At 70.5% G+C, this 17,952-nt stretch carries 20 protein-coding genes, 2 tRNA genes and 1 other RNA gene; 12 read left to right on the plus strand and 11 right to left on the minus strand.

All coding sequences use genetic code 11. From position 1 onward, the window contains the following. The first annotated feature begins 5 nt into the window (after positions 1 to 5). Together dprE1 and dprE2 are read left to right on the plus strand one after the other, a co-directional pair. On the plus strand, positions 6 to 1,340 hold the full coding sequence (gene dprE1 / locus OOZ19_RS20015) for a decaprenylphosphoryl-beta-D-ribose oxidase (protein ID WP_266091711.1): 1,335 nt from the start codon (positions 6 to 8) through the stop codon (positions 1,338 to 1,340). Beyond that, a complete protein-coding gene (gene dprE2, locus OOZ19_RS20020; RefSeq protein WP_266091655.1) occupies positions 1,337 to 2,098 on the plus strand; it encodes a decaprenylphospho-beta-D-erythro-pentofuranosid-2-ulose 2-reductase in 762 nt (253 codons plus the stop codon). The genes dprE1 and dprE2 overlap by 4 nt, the downstream gene beginning before the upstream one ends. 273 nt (positions 2,099 to 2,371) lie before the next feature. Here dprE2 and OOZ19_RS20025 read toward each other — a convergent pair whose 3' ends face one another. Both OOZ19_RS20025 and OOZ19_RS20030 read right to left on the minus strand, forming a co-directional pair. Continuing rightward, entirely contained in the window at positions 2,372 to 3,556 is a 1,185-nt protein-coding gene (locus OOZ19_RS20025; protein ID WP_416309469.1) for a cytochrome P450, read from the minus strand. 13 nt (positions 3,557 to 3,569) lie between these two features. Continuing rightward, complete coding sequence (locus tag OOZ19_RS20030) at positions 3,570 to 4,358, minus strand: TetR/AcrR family transcriptional regulator (RefSeq protein ID WP_266091656.1); 789 nt, start codon at positions 4,356 to 4,358, stop codon at positions 3,570 to 3,572. A 443-nt stretch (positions 4,359 to 4,801) separates the two neighbouring features. Between OOZ19_RS20030 and OOZ19_RS20035 the strand changes: the two genes are divergently transcribed. Then, positions 4,802 to 4,990, plus strand: a complete 189-nt coding sequence (locus OOZ19_RS20035; RefSeq protein WP_246457108.1) for an antitoxin — start codon at positions 4,802 to 4,804, stop codon at positions 4,988 to 4,990. 199 nt (positions 4,991 to 5,189) lie between these two features. On the opposite strand, the gene OOZ19_RS20040 is transcribed toward OOZ19_RS20035, so the two are convergent. Then, entirely contained in the window at positions 5,190 to 6,389 is a 1,200-nt protein-coding gene (locus tag OOZ19_RS20040) for a thiolase family protein (protein ID WP_266091657.1), read from the minus strand. 49 nt (positions 6,390 to 6,438) lie between these two features. Next, the gene (locus tag OOZ19_RS20045; RefSeq protein ID WP_266091713.1) at positions 6,439 to 7,413 is read right to left on the minus strand and encodes a prephenate dehydrogenase; all 975 of its coding nucleotides are present in this window, start codon (positions 7,411 to 7,413) and stop codon (positions 6,439 to 6,441) included. Between the two features lie 136 nt (positions 7,414 to 7,549). Here OOZ19_RS20045 and OOZ19_RS20050 point away from each other — a divergent pair, with 136 nt between their 5' ends. The 4 genes from OOZ19_RS20050 to OOZ19_RS20065 all read left to right on the plus strand — a co-directional run bounded on the left by OOZ19_RS20050 (position 7,550) and on the right by OOZ19_RS20065 (position 8,944). Next, positions 7,550 to 8,038, plus strand: coding sequence for a tRNA adenosine deaminase-associated protein (locus tag OOZ19_RS20050; RefSeq protein WP_266091658.1), 489 nt, complete (start codon positions 7,550 to 7,552; stop codon positions 8,036 to 8,038). Beyond that, positions 8,035 to 8,493 carry a nucleoside deaminase gene (locus OOZ19_RS20055; RefSeq protein WP_416309470.1) on the plus strand — a complete coding sequence of 153 codons (459 nt, stop codon included), beginning with the start codon at positions 8,035 to 8,037 and terminating at the stop codon, positions 8,491 to 8,493. Before OOZ19_RS20050 ends, OOZ19_RS20055 begins: the two co-directional genes overlap by 4 nt. Before the next feature lie 75 nt (positions 8,494 to 8,568). Continuing rightward, positions 8,569 to 8,811 carry a CsbD family protein gene (locus OOZ19_RS20060; protein WP_266091659.1) on the plus strand — a complete coding sequence of 81 codons (243 nt, stop codon included), beginning with the start codon at positions 8,569 to 8,571 and terminating at the stop codon, positions 8,809 to 8,811. 45 nt (positions 8,812 to 8,856) lie between these two features. Continuing rightward, positions 8,857 to 8,944 (plus strand) — tRNA-Ser (locus OOZ19_RS20065). Positions 8,945 to 8,996: 52 nt separating this feature from the next. Here OOZ19_RS20065 and OOZ19_RS20070 read toward each other — a convergent pair. Next, positions 8,997 to 10,298, minus strand: a complete 1,302-nt coding sequence (locus OOZ19_RS20070) for a DUF6924 domain-containing protein (protein ID WP_266091660.1) — start codon at positions 10,296 to 10,298, stop codon at positions 8,997 to 8,999. A gap of 355 nt (positions 10,299 to 10,653) precedes the next feature. Between OOZ19_RS20070 and OOZ19_RS20075 the strand changes: the two genes are divergently transcribed. The 4 genes from OOZ19_RS20075 to OOZ19_RS20090 all read left to right on the plus strand — a co-directional run bounded on the left by OOZ19_RS20075 (position 10,654) and on the right by OOZ19_RS20090 (position 13,810). Next, positions 10,654 to 10,872: a hypothetical protein gene (locus OOZ19_RS20075; protein ID WP_266091661.1), complete on the plus strand. Its 219-nt coding sequence runs from the start codon at positions 10,654 to 10,656 to the stop codon at positions 10,870 to 10,872. A 429-nt stretch (positions 10,873 to 11,301) separates the two neighbouring features. Next, complete coding sequence (locus tag OOZ19_RS30210; protein ID WP_416309473.1) at positions 11,302 to 11,739, plus strand: asparagine synthase-related protein; 438 nt, start codon at positions 11,302 to 11,304, stop codon at positions 11,737 to 11,739. Continuing rightward, positions 11,664 to 11,846, plus strand: coding sequence for a hypothetical protein (locus OOZ19_RS20085; RefSeq protein WP_266091663.1), 183 nt, complete (start codon positions 11,664 to 11,666; stop codon positions 11,844 to 11,846). Before OOZ19_RS30210 ends, OOZ19_RS20085 begins: the two co-directional genes overlap by 76 nt. A 167-nt stretch (positions 11,847 to 12,013) precedes the next feature. Then, on the plus strand, positions 12,014 to 13,810 hold the full coding sequence (locus tag OOZ19_RS20090; RefSeq protein WP_266091664.1) for a DUF8508 domain-containing protein: 1,797 nt from the start codon (positions 12,014 to 12,016) through the stop codon (positions 13,808 to 13,810). 37 nt (positions 13,811 to 13,847) lie between these two features. Here OOZ19_RS20090 and OOZ19_RS20095 read toward each other — a convergent pair whose 3' ends face one another. From OOZ19_RS20095 to OOZ19_RS20120, 6 genes are all read right to left on the minus strand, one after another. Beyond that, a complete protein-coding gene (locus tag OOZ19_RS20095; RefSeq protein WP_266091665.1) occupies positions 13,848 to 14,060 on the minus strand; it encodes a hypothetical protein in 213 nt (70 codons plus the stop codon). Positions 14,061 to 14,524: 464 nt separating this feature from the next. After that, the gene (locus tag OOZ19_RS20100; protein WP_266091666.1) at positions 14,525 to 14,752 is read right to left on the minus strand and encodes a hypothetical protein; all 228 of its coding nucleotides are present in this window, start codon (positions 14,750 to 14,752) and stop codon (positions 14,525 to 14,527) included. Between the two features lie 493 nt (positions 14,753 to 15,245). Beyond that, positions 15,246 to 15,331: transfer RNA gene (locus OOZ19_RS20105), tRNA-Ser, on the minus strand. A gap of 98 nt (positions 15,332 to 15,429) precedes the next feature. Next, positions 15,430 to 16,368, minus strand: a complete 939-nt coding sequence (locus OOZ19_RS20110; protein ID WP_266091667.1) for an alpha/beta hydrolase — start codon at positions 16,366 to 16,368, stop codon at positions 15,430 to 15,432. Positions 16,369 to 16,475: 107 nt separating this feature from the next. After that, positions 16,476 to 16,862 carry a VOC family protein gene (locus tag OOZ19_RS20115; RefSeq protein ID WP_266091668.1) on the minus strand — a complete coding sequence of 129 codons (387 nt, stop codon included), beginning with the start codon at positions 16,860 to 16,862 and terminating at the stop codon, positions 16,476 to 16,478. A gap of 186 nt (positions 16,863 to 17,048) precedes the next feature. Further along, positions 17,049 to 17,714, minus strand: a complete 666-nt coding sequence (locus tag OOZ19_RS20120) for a superoxide dismutase family protein (RefSeq protein WP_266091669.1) — start codon at positions 17,712 to 17,714, stop codon at positions 17,049 to 17,051. 116 nt (positions 17,715 to 17,830) lie between these two features. Here OOZ19_RS20120 and ffs point away from each other — a divergent pair. Next, an RNA gene (gene ffs, locus OOZ19_RS20125) (signal recognition particle sRNA small type) lies at positions 17,831 to 17,927 on the plus strand. Positions 17,928 to 17,952: the final 25 nt, after the last annotated feature.

A 17,952-nucleotide genomic window follows, 5' to 3' on the forward strand; every position in this document is an offset into this window, starting at 1 on the left:
AGCTGATGGGCTGGGCGCGCACCGCGCCGACCCACGCCCAGGTGCTGAGCACCCCTGACGTCGACGCCATCGCCCGCGCCGTTCGCGAGGCCGATGAGCGCGGCGTGATCGCCCGCGGCTTGGGCCGCAGCTACGGCGACGTGTCGCAGAACGCGGGCGGCACCGTCATCGACATGACCGCGCTGAACCGCATCCACGACATCGACCCGGACAACGCCGTGGTCGACGTGGACGCGGGCGTGAGCCTGGACCAGCTGATGAAGGCGGCGTTGCCGCACGGCCTGTGGGTTCCGGTGCTGCCGGGCACCCGCCAGGTCACCATCGGCGGGGCCATCGGCTGCGACATCCACGGCAAGAACCACCACTCGCACGGGAGCTTCGGCAACCACGTGGTGTCGATGGACCTGCTCACCGCCGACGGCGAGGTCCGCACCCTGACCCCGGACGGGGAGGGTGCGGAGCTGTTCTGGGCGACGGTGGGCGGTGTCGGTCTGACCGGCATCGTGCTGCGCGCCAAGGTGAAGATGAAGCGCACCGAGAGCGCGTACTTCATCGTCGACGCCGACCGGACGAAGGACCTGGACGAGACGCTGGAGCTGTTCTCCAACGGCTCCGACATGAACTACGACTACTCGATGGCGTGGTTCGACGCGATCTCCACCGGCCCGAAGCTGGGCCGTTCGGCGTTCTCCCGCGGCTCGCTGGCCAAGCTCGACGAGCTGCCCCCGAAGCTGCGCGCGGACCCGTTGAAGTTCGACGCCCCGCAGCTGCTGACCTTCCCGGACGTCTTCCCGAACGGGCTGGCCAACAAGCTGACGTTCAGCACGCTCAGCGAGGTCTGGTACCGCAAGACGCCGAAGGCCGGCCGTGGTCAGGTGCAGAACCTGACGGCCTTCTACCACCCGCTGGACATGTTCGGGGAGTGGAACCGGGCCTACGGCTCCAACGGGTTCCTGCAGTACCAGTTCATCCTGCCGTTCGAGCAGCACGAGGCCCTGCGCACGCTGGTGAAGCGCATCGCGGAGTCCGGGCACGTGTCGTTCCTGAACGTGCTCAAGCGGATGGGCGACAGCAGCCGCGCGCCGCTGTCGTTCGCGATGCCGGGCTGGACGATCACCGTCGACTTCCCGATCAAGGACGGGCTCAGCCGGTTCTGCCAGGAGCTCGACGACCTGGTGCTGGGTGCGGGTGGTCGCCTGTACTTCGCGAAGGATTCGCGCACCACGCCGGAGATGATCCAGCAGATGTACCCCCGTCTCGACGAGTGGCGCAAGGTGCGCGCCGCCGTCGACCCGCAAGGAATCTTCCACTCCGATCTGTCCCGAAGGTTGGCCCTGTGATCGACGCCGTTGGAAACCCGCAGTCCCTGTTCATCCTCGGTGGTACCTCCGACATCGCCCTGGCGACCGCGGAGCAGTACGCGAACCAGCGCCCGCTGCGGATCGTGCTGGCCGCGCGCCCGGAGGAGGCCGACCTGGTCGAGGCCGCGGCCGAGCGGCTGCGCAAGACCGGCAGCACGGTCAGCACGATCGAGTTCGAGGCCCGCGACCCGGAGACGCACGGCGAGGTCGTCGAGAAGGCCTTCGCCGACGGTGACATCGACGTCACCCTGGTCGCCTTCGGCGTGCAGCTCGACAACGAGAAGTGCTGGACCGACCCGGCCGCGGCGCGGCTGACCGCAGAGGTCAACTACGTGGCGCCGATGTCGCTGGGCGTGCACCTGTCGAACAAGCTGCGCAAGCAGGGCCACGGGCACCTGGTGATGATGGCTTCGCCCGCCGGTGAGCGCGCCCGCCGGACGAACTTCGTCTACGGCTCCGCCAAGGGCGGCATCGACCTGTTCTACTCCGGCCTGACCTACGCGCTGGAGGGTTCGGGCGTGAAGGTCACGGTCGTGCGCCCGAACTTCGTGAAGACGAAGCTCACCGCCGGCATGAAGCCCGCCCCGATGGCGCAGACGCCCGAGCAGGTCGGCGCCGCGATCATCGACGCGGTCCGCAAGGGCAAGGAGTCCATCTGGGTCCCGGGCCAGATGCGCTGGGTGATGGTCGTGCTGCGGCACCTGCCGCGGGTGATCTTCCGCAAGCTGTCGTTCTGATCCTCAACGCGTGAGAGAGGGCCGCCGGGCGCACCGGCGGCCCTTTCTCATGTCCGGCCCCTCAGCCGTCCGGCCTCGAGTTCCCGGAGTCGTGCGCTGAACGCGTTGATGATGCCGGTCATCTCCGAACTCCGGCGCGGTCCGGTCCGGCCCGGCAACCCGATTTCACCCCGAGCGCCCGTCGGGCGGCGGTACCGGTCCACCCCCGAGTCGAGGACGGTACCGCCGCGATTCCCGCGGAGCGGACGGTTCGCGGGAATCGTCCGGAGGCCGTCAGGTGGTGCGCAGCGGGAGCTTCCGGACGCCGGTCATGTTCGGGTTCGGCTGGAAGTCCGGCGGGTCGGCCGGGTCGGTGGCCAGCTTCGGGAACCGGTCCAGCAGCAGGTTCAGCGCGACCTTCCCCTCCAGCCGCGCGAGCGGGGCGCCGAGGCAGAAGTGGATGCCGCGGCCGAAGCCGAGGTGCGGGTTCGGGTCGCGGGTCGGGTCGAAGACGTTCGGGTCCGGGAACCGCCGCGGATCCCGGTTCGCCGCGGCGACCCACGTGAGCACCAGCTGATCGGCGGGAACGCGCCGCCCGCCGAGCTCGACCTCGGTGGTGGTGATCCGGCCGACCGCGGCGAACGGGCTGAGGAACCGCAGTGATTCCTCGATGACGCCGGGCAGGGTCGAGCGGTCGGCGCGAGCGCGCGCCTGGTGCTCGGGGTGGGCGTCGAGGCAGAGCACGGTGTTGCCGAGCAGCATCGTGGTGGTGATGTGCCCGGCGATCAGCAGCACGTTCGCGAAGTTGACGACCTCGTCGTGGGTGAGCTTCTCGCCGTCCACCTCGGCTTCGACGAGCTTGCTGAGCAGGTCCTCGCGCGGGTGCCTGCGGCGTTCGGCGGCGTGCTCGCCCAGGTAGTCGGTGAGGTGGCCGACCTGGGCCAGCACTTCCTGCAGTTCGCGCTGCTGCTCCGGCGTCGGGTCGCTCAGCGACATCCGCGCGTCGCGGGTGAACATCCCGTCCACCCACTTCTTGAACAGGTCGCGGTCGCTGCCGGGCACGCCGAGCAGTTCCGCGATGACGATCACCGGCAGCGGGTAGGCCAGGTCGGCGACCAGTTCCAGCCGGTCCGCTCCGTCCACGGCGTCGAGCAGTTCACCGGTGAGTTCGGCGATGCGCGGTTCGAGCCCGGCGACGACCTTCGGGGTGAAGGCGTGGCTGACGAGCTTGCGCAGCTTGTTGTGCTCCGGTGGGTCCATCCGCACCAGGTTGCCCTCGGCGAACTGCTTGCCCTGGGGGAACACCCGCGTGGTGTCGGAGGAGCAGGTCGCCGGGTCGCTGAGGATCCGCATCGCCTCCGGGTAGCCGTAGACGTTCCAGAACCCGAGCGATTCGTCGTGCTGCACGGGGCTGCTGGGCTGTTCCCCGTGCAGCCAGAACTGCGACTCCGATAATCCCCACTCCTCGATCGCGGTCATGATGTCCCCTCCATCAGTGGTCGGTGGGTTTCACCGGAGCGTTCGCCGCGTCGAGCGCGGTGAACAGCTCCCGGTAGCGGGTGATCAGTTCGGTGAGCAACGCGTCGACCCGGTCGGCGACCGCGTGCACCGCCGCCGCGTCCGGCGCGCCCGGCGGTTCGAAGGCGTGGCGGATGGTGTGCGCGAGAGCGTCGGCCTTCTGCTCCCGGTCGATGCCGGAGAGCGCGGGTTTGTAGTCATCGGCGAGGAAGAAGCCGAGCGCGGCGGCGTTGAGCGTGTAGGCGAGGTCGGGCACGTCGGTGCGCAGCAGTCCGGATTCGGCCAGCACCGAGAAGAAGCGCTCGTTGATCGCCTGCATCCACTCGTCGTCGGCCTGGTCGCCGCTGGACCGCCGCCGGAGTTCGCCCAGCATCTCGACGTCCCCGGTGACCAGCGCCAGCGCCAGCGGCCGGCGGAAGGTCGTGAGGTAGGCCAGCCGCAGCAGCCGGTGCGGGCGCACTTCGTTCGGGTCCGCGCGCAGCCCGCCGCGGAGGTCTTCGACCAGCGCGATCGACTCGCGCACCAGCAGGCTCTGGAACAGCGCGACCTTGGTCTTCCAGTGCAGGTAGACGGTGCCTTTGCCGACGTGCGCCTGGCGGGCGACGTCGTCGATGGTCACCTTCCGGTAGCCGTGGCGCAGCAGCAGTTCGCCTGCCGCGTCGAGGATCCGGTCTGCTCGTTCGGTGTCGCGGGGCACCTGGTGTCCTTTCCTGCGCCGGGCCTCCGGCCCGACCGCCGTGTCCACGTGACCGAATTTGCTCATCTGGTCACGTGGTCACGCTAGCCCCTTCCCCGCCCGTCGACAAGCGCCGAGCCACGCCGTCACCGGCCGGTCCGCCGGGCTCCGCAGCCCGCCCGGCTCCACCTCCGCGGTGGTCGCGTTCCTGCTGGACGGGGCCGCCTGTCGTTCACCGCGCAACCAGAACTGCGATTCGGGAAGACCCCAGCGCACGCTCGTGATGTCGAGTTATTTCGCTGGGAGCCTTCGCCGAGTGCTGCCGCGCGGTGGGGTGGTGGAACCTCGCGGGGCGCTCACCGGAACCGGCGACGGTGCGTCACGGCTGCTGTTCCAGCACCGTCCCTCGTCACCCGAAAGTGCAGCTTCGTAGTGTCTGACCTGCCTGGACGCTCTTGGCTGGCGCGCGTTCGCCCGGCAGGAGGACTAGCTTCGAGGGTCACCTGAGATGTCGCGAGAAGGGAGCCGTCATGGGACTCGGCAGCCTCAAGGACAAGCTGATGAACATGGGCAAGCAGCACAGCGACAAGGTCGAACAAGGCATCGACAAGGGAAGTGACGCAGCCAAGAAGAAGTTCGGCCACGAGCAGCAGGTCGATCAGGCCGCCGAGAAGGGCAAGGACTACTTCCGCAATCAGGACTCAGGGCCGCAGCAGTAGTCACCGCTCCGCTGCTCGGCCGATGCCGACCGGCGGGACCTGGCGAGGGTGGTCCTGAACCTGGTGGTGGCCGGCAGCTCCCTGGAAAGGGGTCGTCCGTAAGGACGGCCCCTTTCCCTATGGGCGGGGTCTTCTCCTGGTCGGCGGCGGAGCCGTTGAGGTTCCGCCGCGCGAGCCAACCCTGCAAGCGCCACGAGGGTCAGGCCCTGATCGCGATGGCCATTCCTTGGCCTACTCCGACCGACGCCGCGGCTATGCCGAGGCCGCCGCCTCGGTGGCGCAGGTGGCGGCAGAGGTCGAGGACGATGCGGGGCATCGAGGCCCCCAGCGGGTGGCCGTAGGCGAGGGCTCCGCCGTGCACGTTGACGCGTTCCCGGTCCACGCCCGGCAGGTATTCGAGGACCGCCAGCACGACCGCGGCGAACGTCTCGTTGATCTCCCACAGGTCCACGTCGGCCGCGGTGACGCCGAGCTTGCGCAGCAGCGCTCGGATCGCGGGGACCGCGGACAGCGCGAAGTGGTGCGGATCGGTCCCGGTGCTCACCGAGCCCACCAGCTCGCCCCACGGCCGCACGCCCAACCGCTCCGCCTGCTGTTCGGTCCCGATCAGCGCGGCCAGCGCCCCGTCCGACAGCGGGGCCGAGTTCCCCACCGTGACCGGGCCGTCGGGGGAGAACGCGGGACCGAGCCTGCCGAGCTTGCGCAGGTCGGTGTCGGGGCGCACCGATTCGTCCCGGCGCACCACCGTCCCGTCCGGCGTGGTCACGGGGAACGTGAACCCGTCGTGCAGCCCGGCGTCCCAGGCGGCGGCGGCCCGGCGGTGCGAGCGCAGCGCGCACCCGTCCAGCTGGTCGCGGGTGATGCTCAGGTCGAGCGCGGTCCGTTCCGCGGCGTGCCCCAGCGGCACCGTCCACGCCGACGGCATCCGAGGGTTCACCAGCCGCCAGCCCGCGGCGGTCGACGCCGTCTCCATCCGGTCCGGCATGGCGCGGTCGGCGCGCGGCACCACGAACGGCGCGCGGCTCATGCCTTCCACCCCGCCCGCGATGAGCAGTTCGGCCTCGTCCGCTTTGACGGCCCGCGCGGCCTGCACCAAGGTCTCCCCGCCGGAGGCGCACAGCCGGTTCACGGTGACGCCGGGGACGGTCGTGGGCAGCCCCGCCAGCAGCGCGGCCATCCGCGCCACGTTGCGGTTCTCCTCGCCCGCGCCGTTGGTGTTGCCGTAGAGCACGTCCTCGACCCGTGCCGGGTCCAGCAGCCCGCTGCCCGCGGGCCCGTGCCTGCGCAGCAGTTCGGTGAGGGGCAGCGCGGCGAGGTCGTCGACGCGGATCCCGGACAGCGCGCCCCGGTATCGGCCGAACGGGGTGCGGGCGGCGTCGAGGACGTAGGCGCGGGCCATGGCCCCATGCTGACCGAACGGGTGGCGTCGTTAAAGGTCCGCGCGGGGCCTATTCGGTCGCCGGGAGTTCCACCGCGGCGGCCTTCTCGGTGAGCGCGGTGACCCGCCCGCCGCGTGCGCCGAGGTCGCGCAGCTTGCGCAGATCGCGGTCGCCGCGCAGCTGGACCGTGGTGCGCGTCCACCCGCCGTCGCTGAGCCGGTCGAGTTCGCCGCGGGCGGCATGACCGCCGTCGACGGTCGTCTTCAACGCCCCCGAGGAGGCGAGCGAGCCGCGCGCCGCGCCGAGCCTGCCGAGCGCGTCGTCGACGGCGTCGAGCAGCGCCACCCGGTTCCCCTCGGTCATGGCCCGCACCAGCTCCGGTTCGGACGCGGCGACGCGGGTGGCGTCCCGGAAGGAACCTGCCGCCAGCGACAGCGCGAGCGGCCCCCCGTCGGCGCCGACGGCGGCGAGGATGTTCGCGAACACGTGCGGCAGGTGCGAGATGCGGGCGACCGCCGAGTCGTGCTCGGCGGCGGAGACGGCGACGACGTGGGCGCCGCAGTCCAGCGCCAGTTCGGCCGCGTCGCGCCACGCGCCGAGCGTGGTGCCCTCTTCGACGGCGACGGCCCACGGCGCCCCCTGGAACAGGTCGGCGGATCCGGCGGCCCACCCGGACGACGCGGTGCCCGCCATCGGATGCCCACCGGCGTAGCGGGCCCCGGGCAGCAGGCTGCGCACCTCGGCGTCGACGGCATCCTTCACGCTGATCACATCGGTGAGCCGGGCTTCCGGTGCGTGCCACGCGATCTTGCGCAGCACGTCGCGCGCGGCGGTCACCGGAGTGGCGATGACGATCAGGGCGTCCTCGGCCGCCGCGCGGCGCAGCGCGTCCTCGATGCCGGTGACCTCGTAGCCGTCGTCGCCGGCTCTGACGGCGTCGTCGGCCCCGGCGGTGGCGCCCCAACCAGGGCGTCCGGCGGCGGTGGCGGCCCGCAGCACCGAGCCACCGATCAATCCCAGTCCGATCACGCACACGGCACGCATGACCACATCCTGCCCGACTCCGGTGAGTGCGCGGGCCACCCGGTCGTGCGGTTGTGCACCCCCGATCGCGGTGCTGAAGGTCACGAGCGCGCAATAGTGCTTTCGGGTGGCACCGGCACGCTCTACGGTTGGGCGCATGACAGGGCAGGAGCCGGTCGCGGGCTTCGCCGTTGCCGTTGTTCGTGAGGACGGCCGGTGGCGGTGCAGCGCGTTGGACGGTTCGGTATTGGGTGGGCTCGACGCCACGATCACGGCGTTGCGCGACTTGCGCTCCACCGGCGCGGTGTTCGGCATGTGCAACGTGGACGACGAGTTCTTCGTGCTGATCCGCCCGATTCCGGGCGGGGTGGACCTGCTGCTCTCGGACGCCGCGGCGGCGCTGGACTACGACATCGCCGCCGACGTGCTGGACCTGCTGCGCGCGGACGCGCCGGATGAGGACGACGACGAGGTGTGGCCCGAGGGCAACCTGTCGATCCTGTCCGACATCGGCCTGCCCGAGGGCGAACTCCTGGTGATCATCGAAGAGGTCGACCTGTACCCGGACGAGCAGCTGGAGATGATCGCTCAGCGCTGCGGCTTCGGCGAGCAGTTCGCGGGCGTGCTGGAGAAGCTGGACCAGTGACGGCCCGCGACACCGAGCTGGTGCGCGCGGCGCTGGAGGTCGCTCCCGGTGCGTTGACCACCGGTGACGTGCCGATCGGCGCGGTCGTGGCGGCCCCGGACGGTTCGATCCTCGCCCGCGAGCACAACCGGCGGGAGGCCTCGGCCGACCCGACGGCGCACGCGGAGATCTTGGCGCTGCGCGCCGCCGCCCGCGCGTGGGGCGACGGCTGGCGGCTCTCGGAGTGCACCCTGGCGGTCACTGTGGAGCCGTGCACGATGTGCGCGGGCGCGCTGGTGCTGTCGCGGGTGAGCCGCGTGGTGTTCGGCGTGTGGGAGCCGCGCACGGGAGCCGTCGGCTCGTTGTGGGACGTGGTGCGGGACCGGCGCAGCAACCACCGCCCGGAGGTCGTCGGCGGCGTGCTCGCCGCGGAATGCGCCGCGCTGCTGGAAGAGTTCTTCGACGGCCGCCGGTGAGCTGCCCCACCCGTGCGTGATGGCGGATCAAGTTGGGTACTCCCACGGTGACGAACCCTGCGGAAGGAGTCACCCATGGGTGTGTTCGACAAGGTCAAGCACCAAGCTCAGCAGCTGACCGGCCGGGCCAAGGAGGCCACGGGCAGCGCGACCGGCAACGATGAACTCCGCGACGCCGGCAAGCGCGACCAGGCCGAGGGCAAGGTGAAGGAAACCGGCCAGGACGTGAAGGACAAGGCGGCCGGTGCCGTGCAGGACGTCCAGGACAAGTTCAAGGGCTCCGGTGGCGGCGAGACCGGCGGCTCCGCCGATCGCTGACCCCCGTCTGCTGATGCCGAACAGGCGTCCAGTAGCCTTGTCGGCGGTAGCGTGTCCGAGCGGCCGAAGGAGCGCGCCTCGAAAGCGCGTGAGGTGAGAGCCTCCGTGGGTTCGAATCCCACCGCTACCGCCAGCGAAGAGCCGGTCCTCCCACGGGGAGGGCCGGCTCTTCGGCGTTTCCGGGGTCAGGCGGCCGGGGTGCGCGGGCGGTTCTCGAGATTCATCGGTTCGATGAGCCCGGTGTCCTCGTCGCCCGCGAAGTCCTCCCAGTCCATGTTGGCGAGGGACAGGTTGATCTCCATCTCGACGAGCGCCCCGGTGGTGGCGCGCCGGGTCTCACCGAAGCTGTCCTCGTCGAGGCTGACGACCAGCACGTCGTGCTCGGGGGCGGTCATGGTGTGCGCGTCGGCGATGACGAGCAGCGGCCAGTCCGAGTCCTCCGGGACCAGCGAGGCCAGCTGCTCCGGGGTGAGGCCCGCGTAACCTCGGTCGTCGAGCGGGACCACGTTCGCCGACCCGAGGTCGTCCGATCCGGGTTCGGAGTACTCGGCGGTGGTGCGGGCGGCGGTCGCCGCCCAGGCCGCGTCGTCGGAGAAGTCGGTGCGCACCACGGGAACTTCCTCGGTGGCGGGCAGCTCGGGGAGGCCCGCGGGGCGCTTCGGCTTCCGGCGGCGCGACCGCTTCGCGGGCGGTTCGGGGGGCAGCTGCTTCGGTTCGTGCGCCCCCAGGACCTCGTCGTGCTCGTCGACCAGGACGAGGCGCCCGTCATCGGTCACCAGCATCGCTTCGGCGCGCGCGTCCCGCGCCAGGGGGCCGAAGACGCCGGGCAGCGCGTAGCCGTCCGGTCGGACGGTGCGCGGTTCGCCGTCCTCGGTGAGCGCGAACCCGTCGCCTTCTCGGATCGGCTCGTGCCACAGGACCGGACCGTCCACTCGGCACAGGAAGCACGCGTCGCGCTCACCGACGACGAACTGGTACTCGCCGTTGGCCGAGGTCAGCGAGCCGTTGCGCAGCGACTGCCCGCGCCGCATCCGGTGGCCGTCGGCGGGGCTGTTCCACCCGTCCCAGCGCTTCGGCGCGCGCGGCGACTCCCACAGCACGTGGCCCTGCTCGTTCTTCAGCACGATCTTGCCCCAGTCGTGGACCATCAGGCTCGCGATCGGTTCGCGCTGGGGGCCGGTGGACCAGAGCCGCTCACCGGTGTGCGAGTACACGACGAGGTCGCCGTCCTCCTCCAGCGCGAGGCGACCGGGGAGCCCGAACGCCGCGTCGTGGTCGAACGCGTACGGCGAGTGGTGCTGCCACACGCTGCGCTGGTAGTTCGTGCCGGTGGCCCAGACCGCGAACGAGTCCGCGTTTCGGTACAGGACGACGTTGCCGTCGTGCTGGTGCACCAGGCTGTACTCGCCGGTCGGGCAGCTCACCGCGCGTCGGCTCAGGTGCTCGCCCGGCCGCAGCACGAGCGAATATCCGTATCCAGGTCTCATGCCGCGCGAGACTAGATCAGCCCCCCGACACGGCACGGCGCCAGCCGATCCAGGGCTCCGCGGAATTGCCGGTCGACGTAGCGGGATTCGCGACTCCGCGGATTCACGAGAAGGTCGTGAAATCGAACGGAGGAGAACGGGCGACAGGTTTGCGCGTTCGGGAAAGTCGGGCGATCTCGTGGCCGAACAGCAGGCGAAACCCGGCCCTGGCGGCACACTTGAACTCCGCGGGGGAGTGGTCTCGTGGGGGAATTCTCTAGTTTTTCGGCGGGAGAAGATCTCGCCGGATGGCGAGGGTTCGCGGTGCCCTAGCTTCTTCGGCGAAGCACTTCCGGAACTGAGAGGACTCTTCTTGATGAAGCGCAGTGCTCTGCTCGTGGCGTCGGTGGTGGTCGGCATGCTCGCCCTCGCGGGGCCGGCCTCGGCCGCTCCGTCGTACTACCGCACCTACCCGTCGCACGACTTGGCCGCCAAGGCGTGCGAGGTCGGGAAGAAGGAAGGCCGGTGGACGAGCTGCACCTACCGCCCCGCGGAGACCGGTCCGAACCCGCCGGTCCAGCTGTGGGTCGCGTGATCCGCGGCTGATCCTCCGCGGACATCGCCCTCCGTGCGAGCGCCCTGGACGGGGCGTTTGAGCGGAGGGCGAACCGCTGTCCGGTCGAAGCGCCTCGGCATCGAGTGCGAGCACCGGGGCGCGCGGATCCGCATCCGCGACTTCCGCGTGTTCGATTTCGCGTTTCCGAATGGAACACCTGATGCGCCGTTCGGACGTGTCCGTGCTGCCGATTCCGAGGAATCGCGACTGGCTCAGGGAAATCCCGCGCGAACTCGCGGACGACCTTCGATGAAATGCCGAGGATGAAAGCGCAATCCTTCGAGCAGGGGCCGGTCAGCAGGCGCCGGCGGCGGAGGAGCGCAGAACATGTGTGGAATCGCGGGAGGGGTGTCGTTCGGCGACGACTTGAACCGGAAGCGGCATGTCGTCGAGGCGATGACCGAGACGATGGCCTGCCGCGGGCCGGACGCGACCGCTACCGCGACGCGGTCGCCGAAGTCGAGCCGTTGTCGGGGGAAGGCGCGGATGCGCGTCATGAGCCACGTACATCTCGCCCGGTTCCTGCGGGCGCTGCTGGATCGCAAGGACCGCATCAGCATGGCCGTCGGCCTGGAGGTGCGGGTCCCGTTCTGCGACCACTGCCTGGTCGAGTACGTGCACAACGCGCCGTGGGCGATGAAGAGCTTCGACGGCAGGGAGAAGAGCCTGCTGCGCGCCGCCGCGCGGGACGTGCTGCCGCAGTCGGTGCTGAAGCGGGTGAAGAGTACCCGTCCACTCAGGACCCCGGCTACGCGGGCAAGCTGCAGGCGATGGGCCGCGAACGGCTCGCCCAGGGCCATCGGATGTTCCAGGTCATCTACCGCAAGTGGTTCGAGGTCACGGTGAACACGCCGCCGGCGGTGCTGCCCGACCACGAGCGCGAGAAGCTCGACCGCGCCCTGGACATCGCGACCTGGATGGACGTGTACCGCCCGCAGATCCGGGTGCCGTAGTCCGCACGGTGCCGGTGGCGGGAATCCGCCACCGGCATCCACCCCCGTGCCTGGTGGCGCCCGTGGCCGCGCGCGGGTTTCCCGTTCGGCCACTGGAAAGGGGGACGGGCGTCATCCCCGGCCGGTAGCGTCGCTCCGTTGTGATCGTCGACTGCTGGGGGTGGGGCGTGCACGGATCGTCGAAGACGCTGGCCGGGGTGGTGGCCGCGTGCGGAGTGCTGGTGGTGTTGCCGGGTTCCGCAGTCGCGGCCGAGATCCGGATCCACGACGTCCAAGGCCAAGGCCGGGTCTCCCCGCTGCTGGGCCAGGCGGTCGGCGGGGTCCGGGGCGTGGTCACGGCGGTTCGTCCGGACGGGACGTCGCCGGGTTTCTGGTTCCAGGACCCGAATCCGGACGGTGACCCGCGCACCAGCGAGGGCCTGTTCGTCTACACCCCCGACGAGGCGCCGCGGGTCGCGGTGGGCGACGTGGTGTCGGTGTCCGGCACCGTCGCCGAGTACTACGCGGTCAGTGAGGGCGAGCAGCCGGAGACCACGCCGAACCAGTCGGTCACCGAGCTCTCCGGCGCGACGTGGCAGGTCACGGGAACCGCACCGGTTCCGGCCGCGGAGCCGATCACCCCGGCTTCGGTGCCGGAGGCGTACGCGCCGGAGGGCGAGCTGGACGCGCTGCCGCTGGACCCGGCCCGGTTCGCGCTGGACTTCTACGAGTCCCGCGAGCACGTGAACATCGCCGTCGAGGACGCCCGCGTGGTCGGGCCCACGGACTCCTACGGCGCGCTCACCGTCACCTCGAAGCCCCGGCAGAACGCGGGCGAGCGCGGCACCACCACCTACACCGGCTACGACCAGCAGAACTCGGGGCGGCTGAAGGTGGAGCCGATCGGCGCGCCCGCTCCGGCGGCGAACGTCGGCGATCAGCTCGCCGGGAGCACCGAAGGCCCGCTGGACTACAGCCGCTTCGGCGGCTACCTGCTGGCGGCGACGACGCTGGGCGAGCACCGGCCCGTCGGGGTGCGCCCGGAGGTCACCCGCCCGCCGGGCGAGGACGAGCTGGCGGTCGCGACCTACAACGTCGAGAACCTCTCCGCGACCGACGAGCAGGGCAAGTACGACCGGCTCGCCCACGGCGTGACCACGAACCTCGCCGCCCCCGGCGTGATCTCGCTGGAGGAGGTGCAGGACGACACCGGAGCCACCGACGACGGCGTGGTCACCGCGGAGCGAACGCTGGGCCGGTTCGTCGACGCGATCGAAGCGGCCGGCGGACCGCGCTACGAGTGGCGGCAGATCGACCCGGTCGACGGGGCCGATGGTGGCGAACCGGGCGGCAACATCCGGGTGGCGTTCCTGTTCAACCCGGCGCGGGTGTCCTTCGTGGACCGTCCCGGCGGGGACGCGGGAACTCCAGTGGAGGCCGTTGAAGCCGGTGAGCGCGCGGGCCTGAGCGCCTCGCCCGGCCGGATCGCGCCAGGCGACGACGCGTGGCGGGCGAGCCGCAAGCCGCTCGTCGGCGAGTTCACCTTCCGCGGCGAGCCCGTGTTCGTGGTCGCGAACCACTTCACCTCCAAGGGCGGCGACCAGCCGCTGCACGGTCGTTTCCAGCCGCCGGTGCGGAGTTCGGAGCAGCAGCGGACCGCGCAGGCCCGGCTGGTGCGCGGGCTCGTCGCCGACCTGGTGACGATCGACCCGGAGGCGAAGGTCCTGGTCACCGGCGACCTCAACGACTTCGGCTTCTCCCCGGCGGTGTCCGCGCTGACCGAAGGAGGGCTGCTGTCGTCGCCCGCTGCGGCGCTGCCGCCGAACGAGCGCTACAGCTACGTCTACGAGGGCAACGCCCAAGCCCTCGACCACGTCCTGACCACGCCCGGCGTCGGCGAGGTCGACTACGACGTCGTGCACATCAACGCCGAGTTCGCCGACCAGGCCAGCGACCACGACCCCCAACTCGTCCGCGTGCGGTGATCCGCCGCCTCCGCGTCCGAAATCGCGACGGGGGGCGTCAACCGCGGCGCAAGGCCGCTCGGTTCACGGGGCGGGGGCCGGCGGACGGCTCGGTGATCGTGTATCCCAGTTCGGGAAGCGCGCCGACGGCGACCTCGGGCGCGTCACGGACCAGCGTCGCGATCTGCCGCCTTCGCCAGTCCTCGCGGCCCGCTTCAACGGCCTCCTTCGCGCCGTCCACGTGATCGAAGCGGAATTCGTCGAGCAGCATCTGGAGGAAGTCCTCGAGGCAAGGACGTCCGCGTGCGCCACCCACCGAGAGGTGGACCTTCGACAACATGCCCTGGTGCTTCTCGTTCGTCTGAGCCAGCAAGTGGCTCACCGCTCCGCGTTCCGCGTGCACGTTCCAATGCGCGGCCGGTACGGAATGGGCGTCCCGCAGGTAGTCGAGCCGGAAGATGGGGCGTTGTTGTCACCCCGGCCGTGGACCTTCAGCTCGAAGCTCGACCGTTGCACTGCGAGGTAGTGGCCGTGCGTATCTCCCGCGCACAGGTACGACAGGCGCAGGCTCGCGACGTGCCTACCGGCGTGCAGCAGTGGCTCCAACGCGCCTTTGGTCGTGGTGCGGGGTGGACGGCGTAGTTCTCGCCCAAGACCAGGCAGTTGACGCGGCGGTCTTCGCGGTTCGCTCCGGCCGCGACGGGGAGAGTGGCGTGGAGCAGGTCTTGGACCTGTTCAGCGAAGGCCGTCGCCCTCGCTTGGACGTTCATCGGCACGGACGTTCCCCAGCAGAAAATCGATCTCCACGAGTTCGTTGTAGATCTCGCGCTCGTCAGGTGATGCGGTGTGGTCCTCTGCCGCTCGTTGCACGAGTTCGTCTTCGCTGAACGGCACGAGCGCCAAGAGCTGGGCACGTCGGGCGTGGAGTTCTGCGGATGTGACCCGAATCAGTGCGGCGGTCATCCTGCGCTCTCGGTCACTGAGTGTATCCAGTCGTATCCTCAGGGTAGCGCACCGTCTTGGGTGCGTGGCGTCGTTGCCGTGCCTCGTTCAGGGGATTCACCGAGGTGGAGTACTTCGTCGAGTCTGGCGCTCGGATGTGGAATTTTCCAGTGCGCCGTTCTGGGGGTCATCTGGTGAATCTTTTCGTCGGCCAGGGTTATTTGCGTCGCCGACTTCATTTCTGCCCTACTGGGTGTCACTCAAAGTGAGTACGCTGTGGTCACTGGGTGACGAAGGGGGGAGTTATGGGGCAGCCGCAGCGGGACGTGTCGAAAGGCGAAGTGCAGGAGCTGGGCGATTCGGCCTAGCGGTGCGGGCCACGTCGGGGCGGCCTGAGCCGAGCTCGTGCCACGGCGGCCGGGCGTTCGGTGGGCGCCGAGTCGTGCGGACCCGGATCGAGCCCGCGAAAACGCGGAAGGCCCGGTGCTCGCTGAGCACCGGGCCTTCCGATCTGCGGAGGATACGGGATTCGAACCCGTGAGGGCTATTAACCCAACACGATTTCCAATCGTGCGCCTTAGGCCGCTCGGCCAATCCTCCACGCGGAAGTGTACGTGAGGCCGATGATCAGTCCGTGCAGGGGTCCCCCGCATGCTGACCAGCGACGGCGAAGATCGACCGTGCGAGCGGCGTGCCGATCAGAGCGCGCGCAGCACCCGGATCCGATCCTGCTGGGAGCGTTGCGAGACGGCGGCTTCCGGGACGGCGCTCTCGAACGCGTGCGGGCACCCCGGCCGCACGTGCAGTTCCACCGGCGTGCCCGCGGCGGCGAGCCTGCGGGCGTACTCGATGTCCTCGTCCCGGAAGATGTCGAGGTCGCCGACGTCCACGTAGGCCGGGGGCAGTCCGCTGAGGTCGTCGGCGCGGGCGGGCGCGGCGGTGGCGGGGACGTCCGAGGTTCCCGCGAGGTCGCCGAGCAGCGCGTGCCAGCCGGTGAAGTTGCGGTCGTAGGACCAGGTCAGCAGCGGTTCCAACTCGGGGTCCGGTTCGGTGTTGCGGTCGTCGAGCATCGGGTAGATCAGGACCTGCCGGGCGATGGGCAGCCCGCGTTCCCGCGCGAGGAGCGTGACGCCCGCGGCCAGACCGCCACCCGCGCTCTCACCCATGATCGCGGTGCGTGCGGGGTCGACGTCCAGTTCGGCGGCGTGCTCGTGCAACCAGGCCAAGCCCGCGAATGCGTCCTCGACGGGCGCGGGGTGCGGATGCTCGGGTGCGCACCGGTAGTCCACGGCGAGCAGCGGAACCCCGCAGGCGGCGGCGAGCCGGGCGGCCTGCGGCAGGCACGGCTCGACGTCGCCGAAGACCATCCCGCCGCCGTGCAGCCACACCACCGCCGAGCCGGGCCGTTCGCCGTCCGGGGCGAGCCACCGCAGTGCGATCTCGGTGCCGTCGGCGCTGATCGCGGTGAAGTCGGTCCTGGACACGCCCGGCACCGGTGGCAGCGCGGCGACCGCGCTCATGGCCGTCTCGATCTGGCGTCGGATCGCGAGCGCGTCGCCGCGAGCCTCGGGCGCGGGGCGGTTCGCGAAGTACGCGTCCATCGCCGGTTTCAGTTCGGGGTCCAGTTCGAGCGGCACGGTGTCCTCGGCTTCCGATCGGAGTCGGGGGCGAGGCTAGGCGCCACCACCGACGATCTCCGCCGGTCGCGCGATCGCTGAACGGCTAAGGCCTGGTCACCAGGGGCTCAGCTCTCGGCGTGCACCAGCTCCCACACGTGGCCGTCGACGTCCTGGAAGCTGCCGCCGTACATCGGCCCCATCTCGGCCGTCGGCTTCCACGGCTTGCCACCCGCCTCGATGGCCTTCGCGATGAGGCCGTCGACCTGGTCGCGGGTGTCGACGCTGAGGCAGTTGAGGACCTCGGTGGTGGTCGTGGCGTCGCTGATGTCGCCGTTGATGAACTCGGCGAAGCGATCGTGCTCCAGCATCATCACCATGATGTTCTCCTCGACGACCATGCAGATCGTCTTCTCGTCGGAGAACTCGTCGTTGAAGCCGAATCCGAGTTCGGCGAAGAACGCCTTCGAGCGCTGCACGTCCTTGACCGGCAGGTTCACGAAGATCATGCGCATGGCGGGCCTCCTGGAGAGCTCTGACTCACGTTCCACCGGGTAGACCCCGAGCGGACGTGGAACTCATCGGATACCCGAGAAGTCCTGCCGCATTCCGGAAAGGCGCGGGTGCCGCCGCTGGAAGCGCCGGGCTGCGGACCTGCGGGCCGGTCGGCGCGGGTGCCCCGTGCCGACCGGCCTCCGGGCTCAGGACTCGATGTTCAAGCAGGCGGCGCGGCCACCGGCCTTGCCGGCCTGACCTTCGGCGGTGTTCGTGTTCGACTCCTCGTGGATCACGATCGACTTGGGCGCGCGCTCACCGGTGATGCCGAACGGCACGTTCGCCGAAGCCTGGCCCGCGCCCTGCGCGTCGGTCCGCAGGTCCAGCCAGATCTCGTTCTGCGGGTTGGCGTACGCCGGGTCCGCGGACGGGCTCTCCGGCGAGGCGGCCGGGTCCTGCTTGTTCTGGAAGTGCGGTCCCGCCGCGTCGCCCGTCGGGCCGCAGGCGTTGACGTGCGCGTGCACCGCGTAACCGCGGTTCGGCTGCAAGCCGGTGACCTCGAAGTCCACCACCGTGGACTGCTCGGAGCCCTCGACGGTGGCCTTGACCTTCGCCCCCGCCGGCGCGAGCGCCGGGTTGTAGGTGAAGGCCGCACCCTGGCCGCCGGGCTGGGCCAGCGTGCCCTCGAACGAACCGGTCTTCGCGTCGCCGCCACCGGTTTGCGTCTGCTCCGCCGGCGGCGGAGGCGTGCCCGGGCCGGGCGGCTGGGAGGACGGCTCGCCAGGGGGCGTGCACGCGGTCAACGCGAGGGCCGCGACGGCGCTGCCGAGGACGAGGACCCGGCGACCGGCAAAAGTGATCCGCTGAGACATGTCGCAGATCATGCCGGAAACAGGCGAAACAGGCGATCACCGGCCCAGGTGGTAAGCGTGACGACACCCCCGATGGGGGAGTGTTCCCGGCTCCGGAGCGGACGCGTTAGACTCTTGGTGGGACTCCGTGCGACGTCCATCCTGTGAACTCCCCCAGGGCCGGAAGGCAGCAAGGGTAAGCGGGCTCTGGCGGGTGCACGGGGTCCCGCTTACTTTTCCCCGGCCGCCGCACCCGCGG

Origin of the sequence: Saccharopolyspora sp. NFXS83 (assembly GCF_026241095.1) — a bacterium.
GTDB lineage: Bacteria > Actinomycetota > Actinomycetes > Mycobacteriales > Pseudonocardiaceae > Saccharopolyspora_C.

What these genes read in the sequence shown, in the direction of transcription:
- OOZ19_RS30210 (WP_416309473.1), top strand. Translation starts at nt 11,302, where the DNA reads ATGGCCTGCCGCGGGCCGGACGCGACCGCTACCGCGACGCGGTCGCCG.
- OOZ19_RS20045 (WP_266091713.1), bottom strand. Translation starts at nt 7,413, where the DNA reads ATGCGTGCCGTGTGCGTGATCGGACTGGGATTGATCGGTGGCTCGGTG.
- OOZ19_RS20120 (WP_266091669.1), bottom strand. Translation starts at nt 17,714, where the DNA reads ATGTCTCAGCGGATCACTTTTGCCGGTCGCCGGGTCCTCGTCCTCGGC.
- dprE1 (WP_266091711.1), top strand. Translation starts at nt 6, where the DNA reads ATGGGCTGGGCGCGCACCGCGCCGACCCACGCCCAGGTGCTGAGCACC.
- OOZ19_RS20070 (WP_266091660.1), bottom strand. Translation starts at nt 10,298, where the DNA reads ATGAGACCTGGATACGGATATTCGCTCGTGCTGCGGCCGGGCGAGCAC.
- OOZ19_RS20050 (WP_266091658.1), top strand. Translation starts at nt 7,550, where the DNA reads ATGACAGGGCAGGAGCCGGTCGCGGGCTTCGCCGTTGCCGTTGTTCGT.
- OOZ19_RS20030 (WP_266091656.1), bottom strand. Translation starts at nt 4,358, where the DNA reads ATGAGCAAATTCGGTCACGTGGACACGGCGGTCGGGCCGGAGGCCCGG.
- OOZ19_RS20025 (WP_416309469.1), bottom strand. Translation starts at nt 3,556, where the DNA reads ATGACCGCGATCGAGGAGTGGGGATTATCGGAGTCGCAGTTCTGGCTG.
- OOZ19_RS20095 (WP_266091665.1), bottom strand. Translation starts at nt 14,060, where the DNA reads ATGCTGCTCGACGAATTCCGCTTCGATCACGTGGACGGCGCGAAGGAG.
- OOZ19_RS20115 (WP_266091668.1), bottom strand. Translation starts at nt 16,862, where the DNA reads ATGCGCATGATCTTCGTGAACCTGCCGGTCAAGGACGTGCAGCGCTCG.
- OOZ19_RS20060 (WP_266091659.1), top strand. Translation starts at nt 8,569, where the DNA reads ATGGGTGTGTTCGACAAGGTCAAGCACCAAGCTCAGCAGCTGACCGGC.
- OOZ19_RS20040 (WP_266091657.1), bottom strand. Translation starts at nt 6,389, where the DNA reads ATGGCCCGCGCCTACGTCCTCGACGCCGCCCGCACCCCGTTCGGCCGA.
- OOZ19_RS20075 (WP_266091661.1), top strand. Translation starts at nt 10,654, where the DNA reads ATGAAGCGCAGTGCTCTGCTCGTGGCGTCGGTGGTGGTCGGCATGCTC.
- OOZ19_RS20085 (WP_266091663.1), top strand. Translation starts at nt 11,664, where the DNA reads ATGGGCCGCGAACGGCTCGCCCAGGGCCATCGGATGTTCCAGGTCATC.
- OOZ19_RS20035 (WP_246457108.1), top strand. Translation starts at nt 4,802, where the DNA reads ATGGGACTCGGCAGCCTCAAGGACAAGCTGATGAACATGGGCAAGCAG.
- OOZ19_RS20100 (WP_266091666.1), bottom strand. Translation starts at nt 14,752, where the DNA reads ATGACCGCCGCACTGATTCGGGTCACATCCGCAGAACTCCACGCCCGA.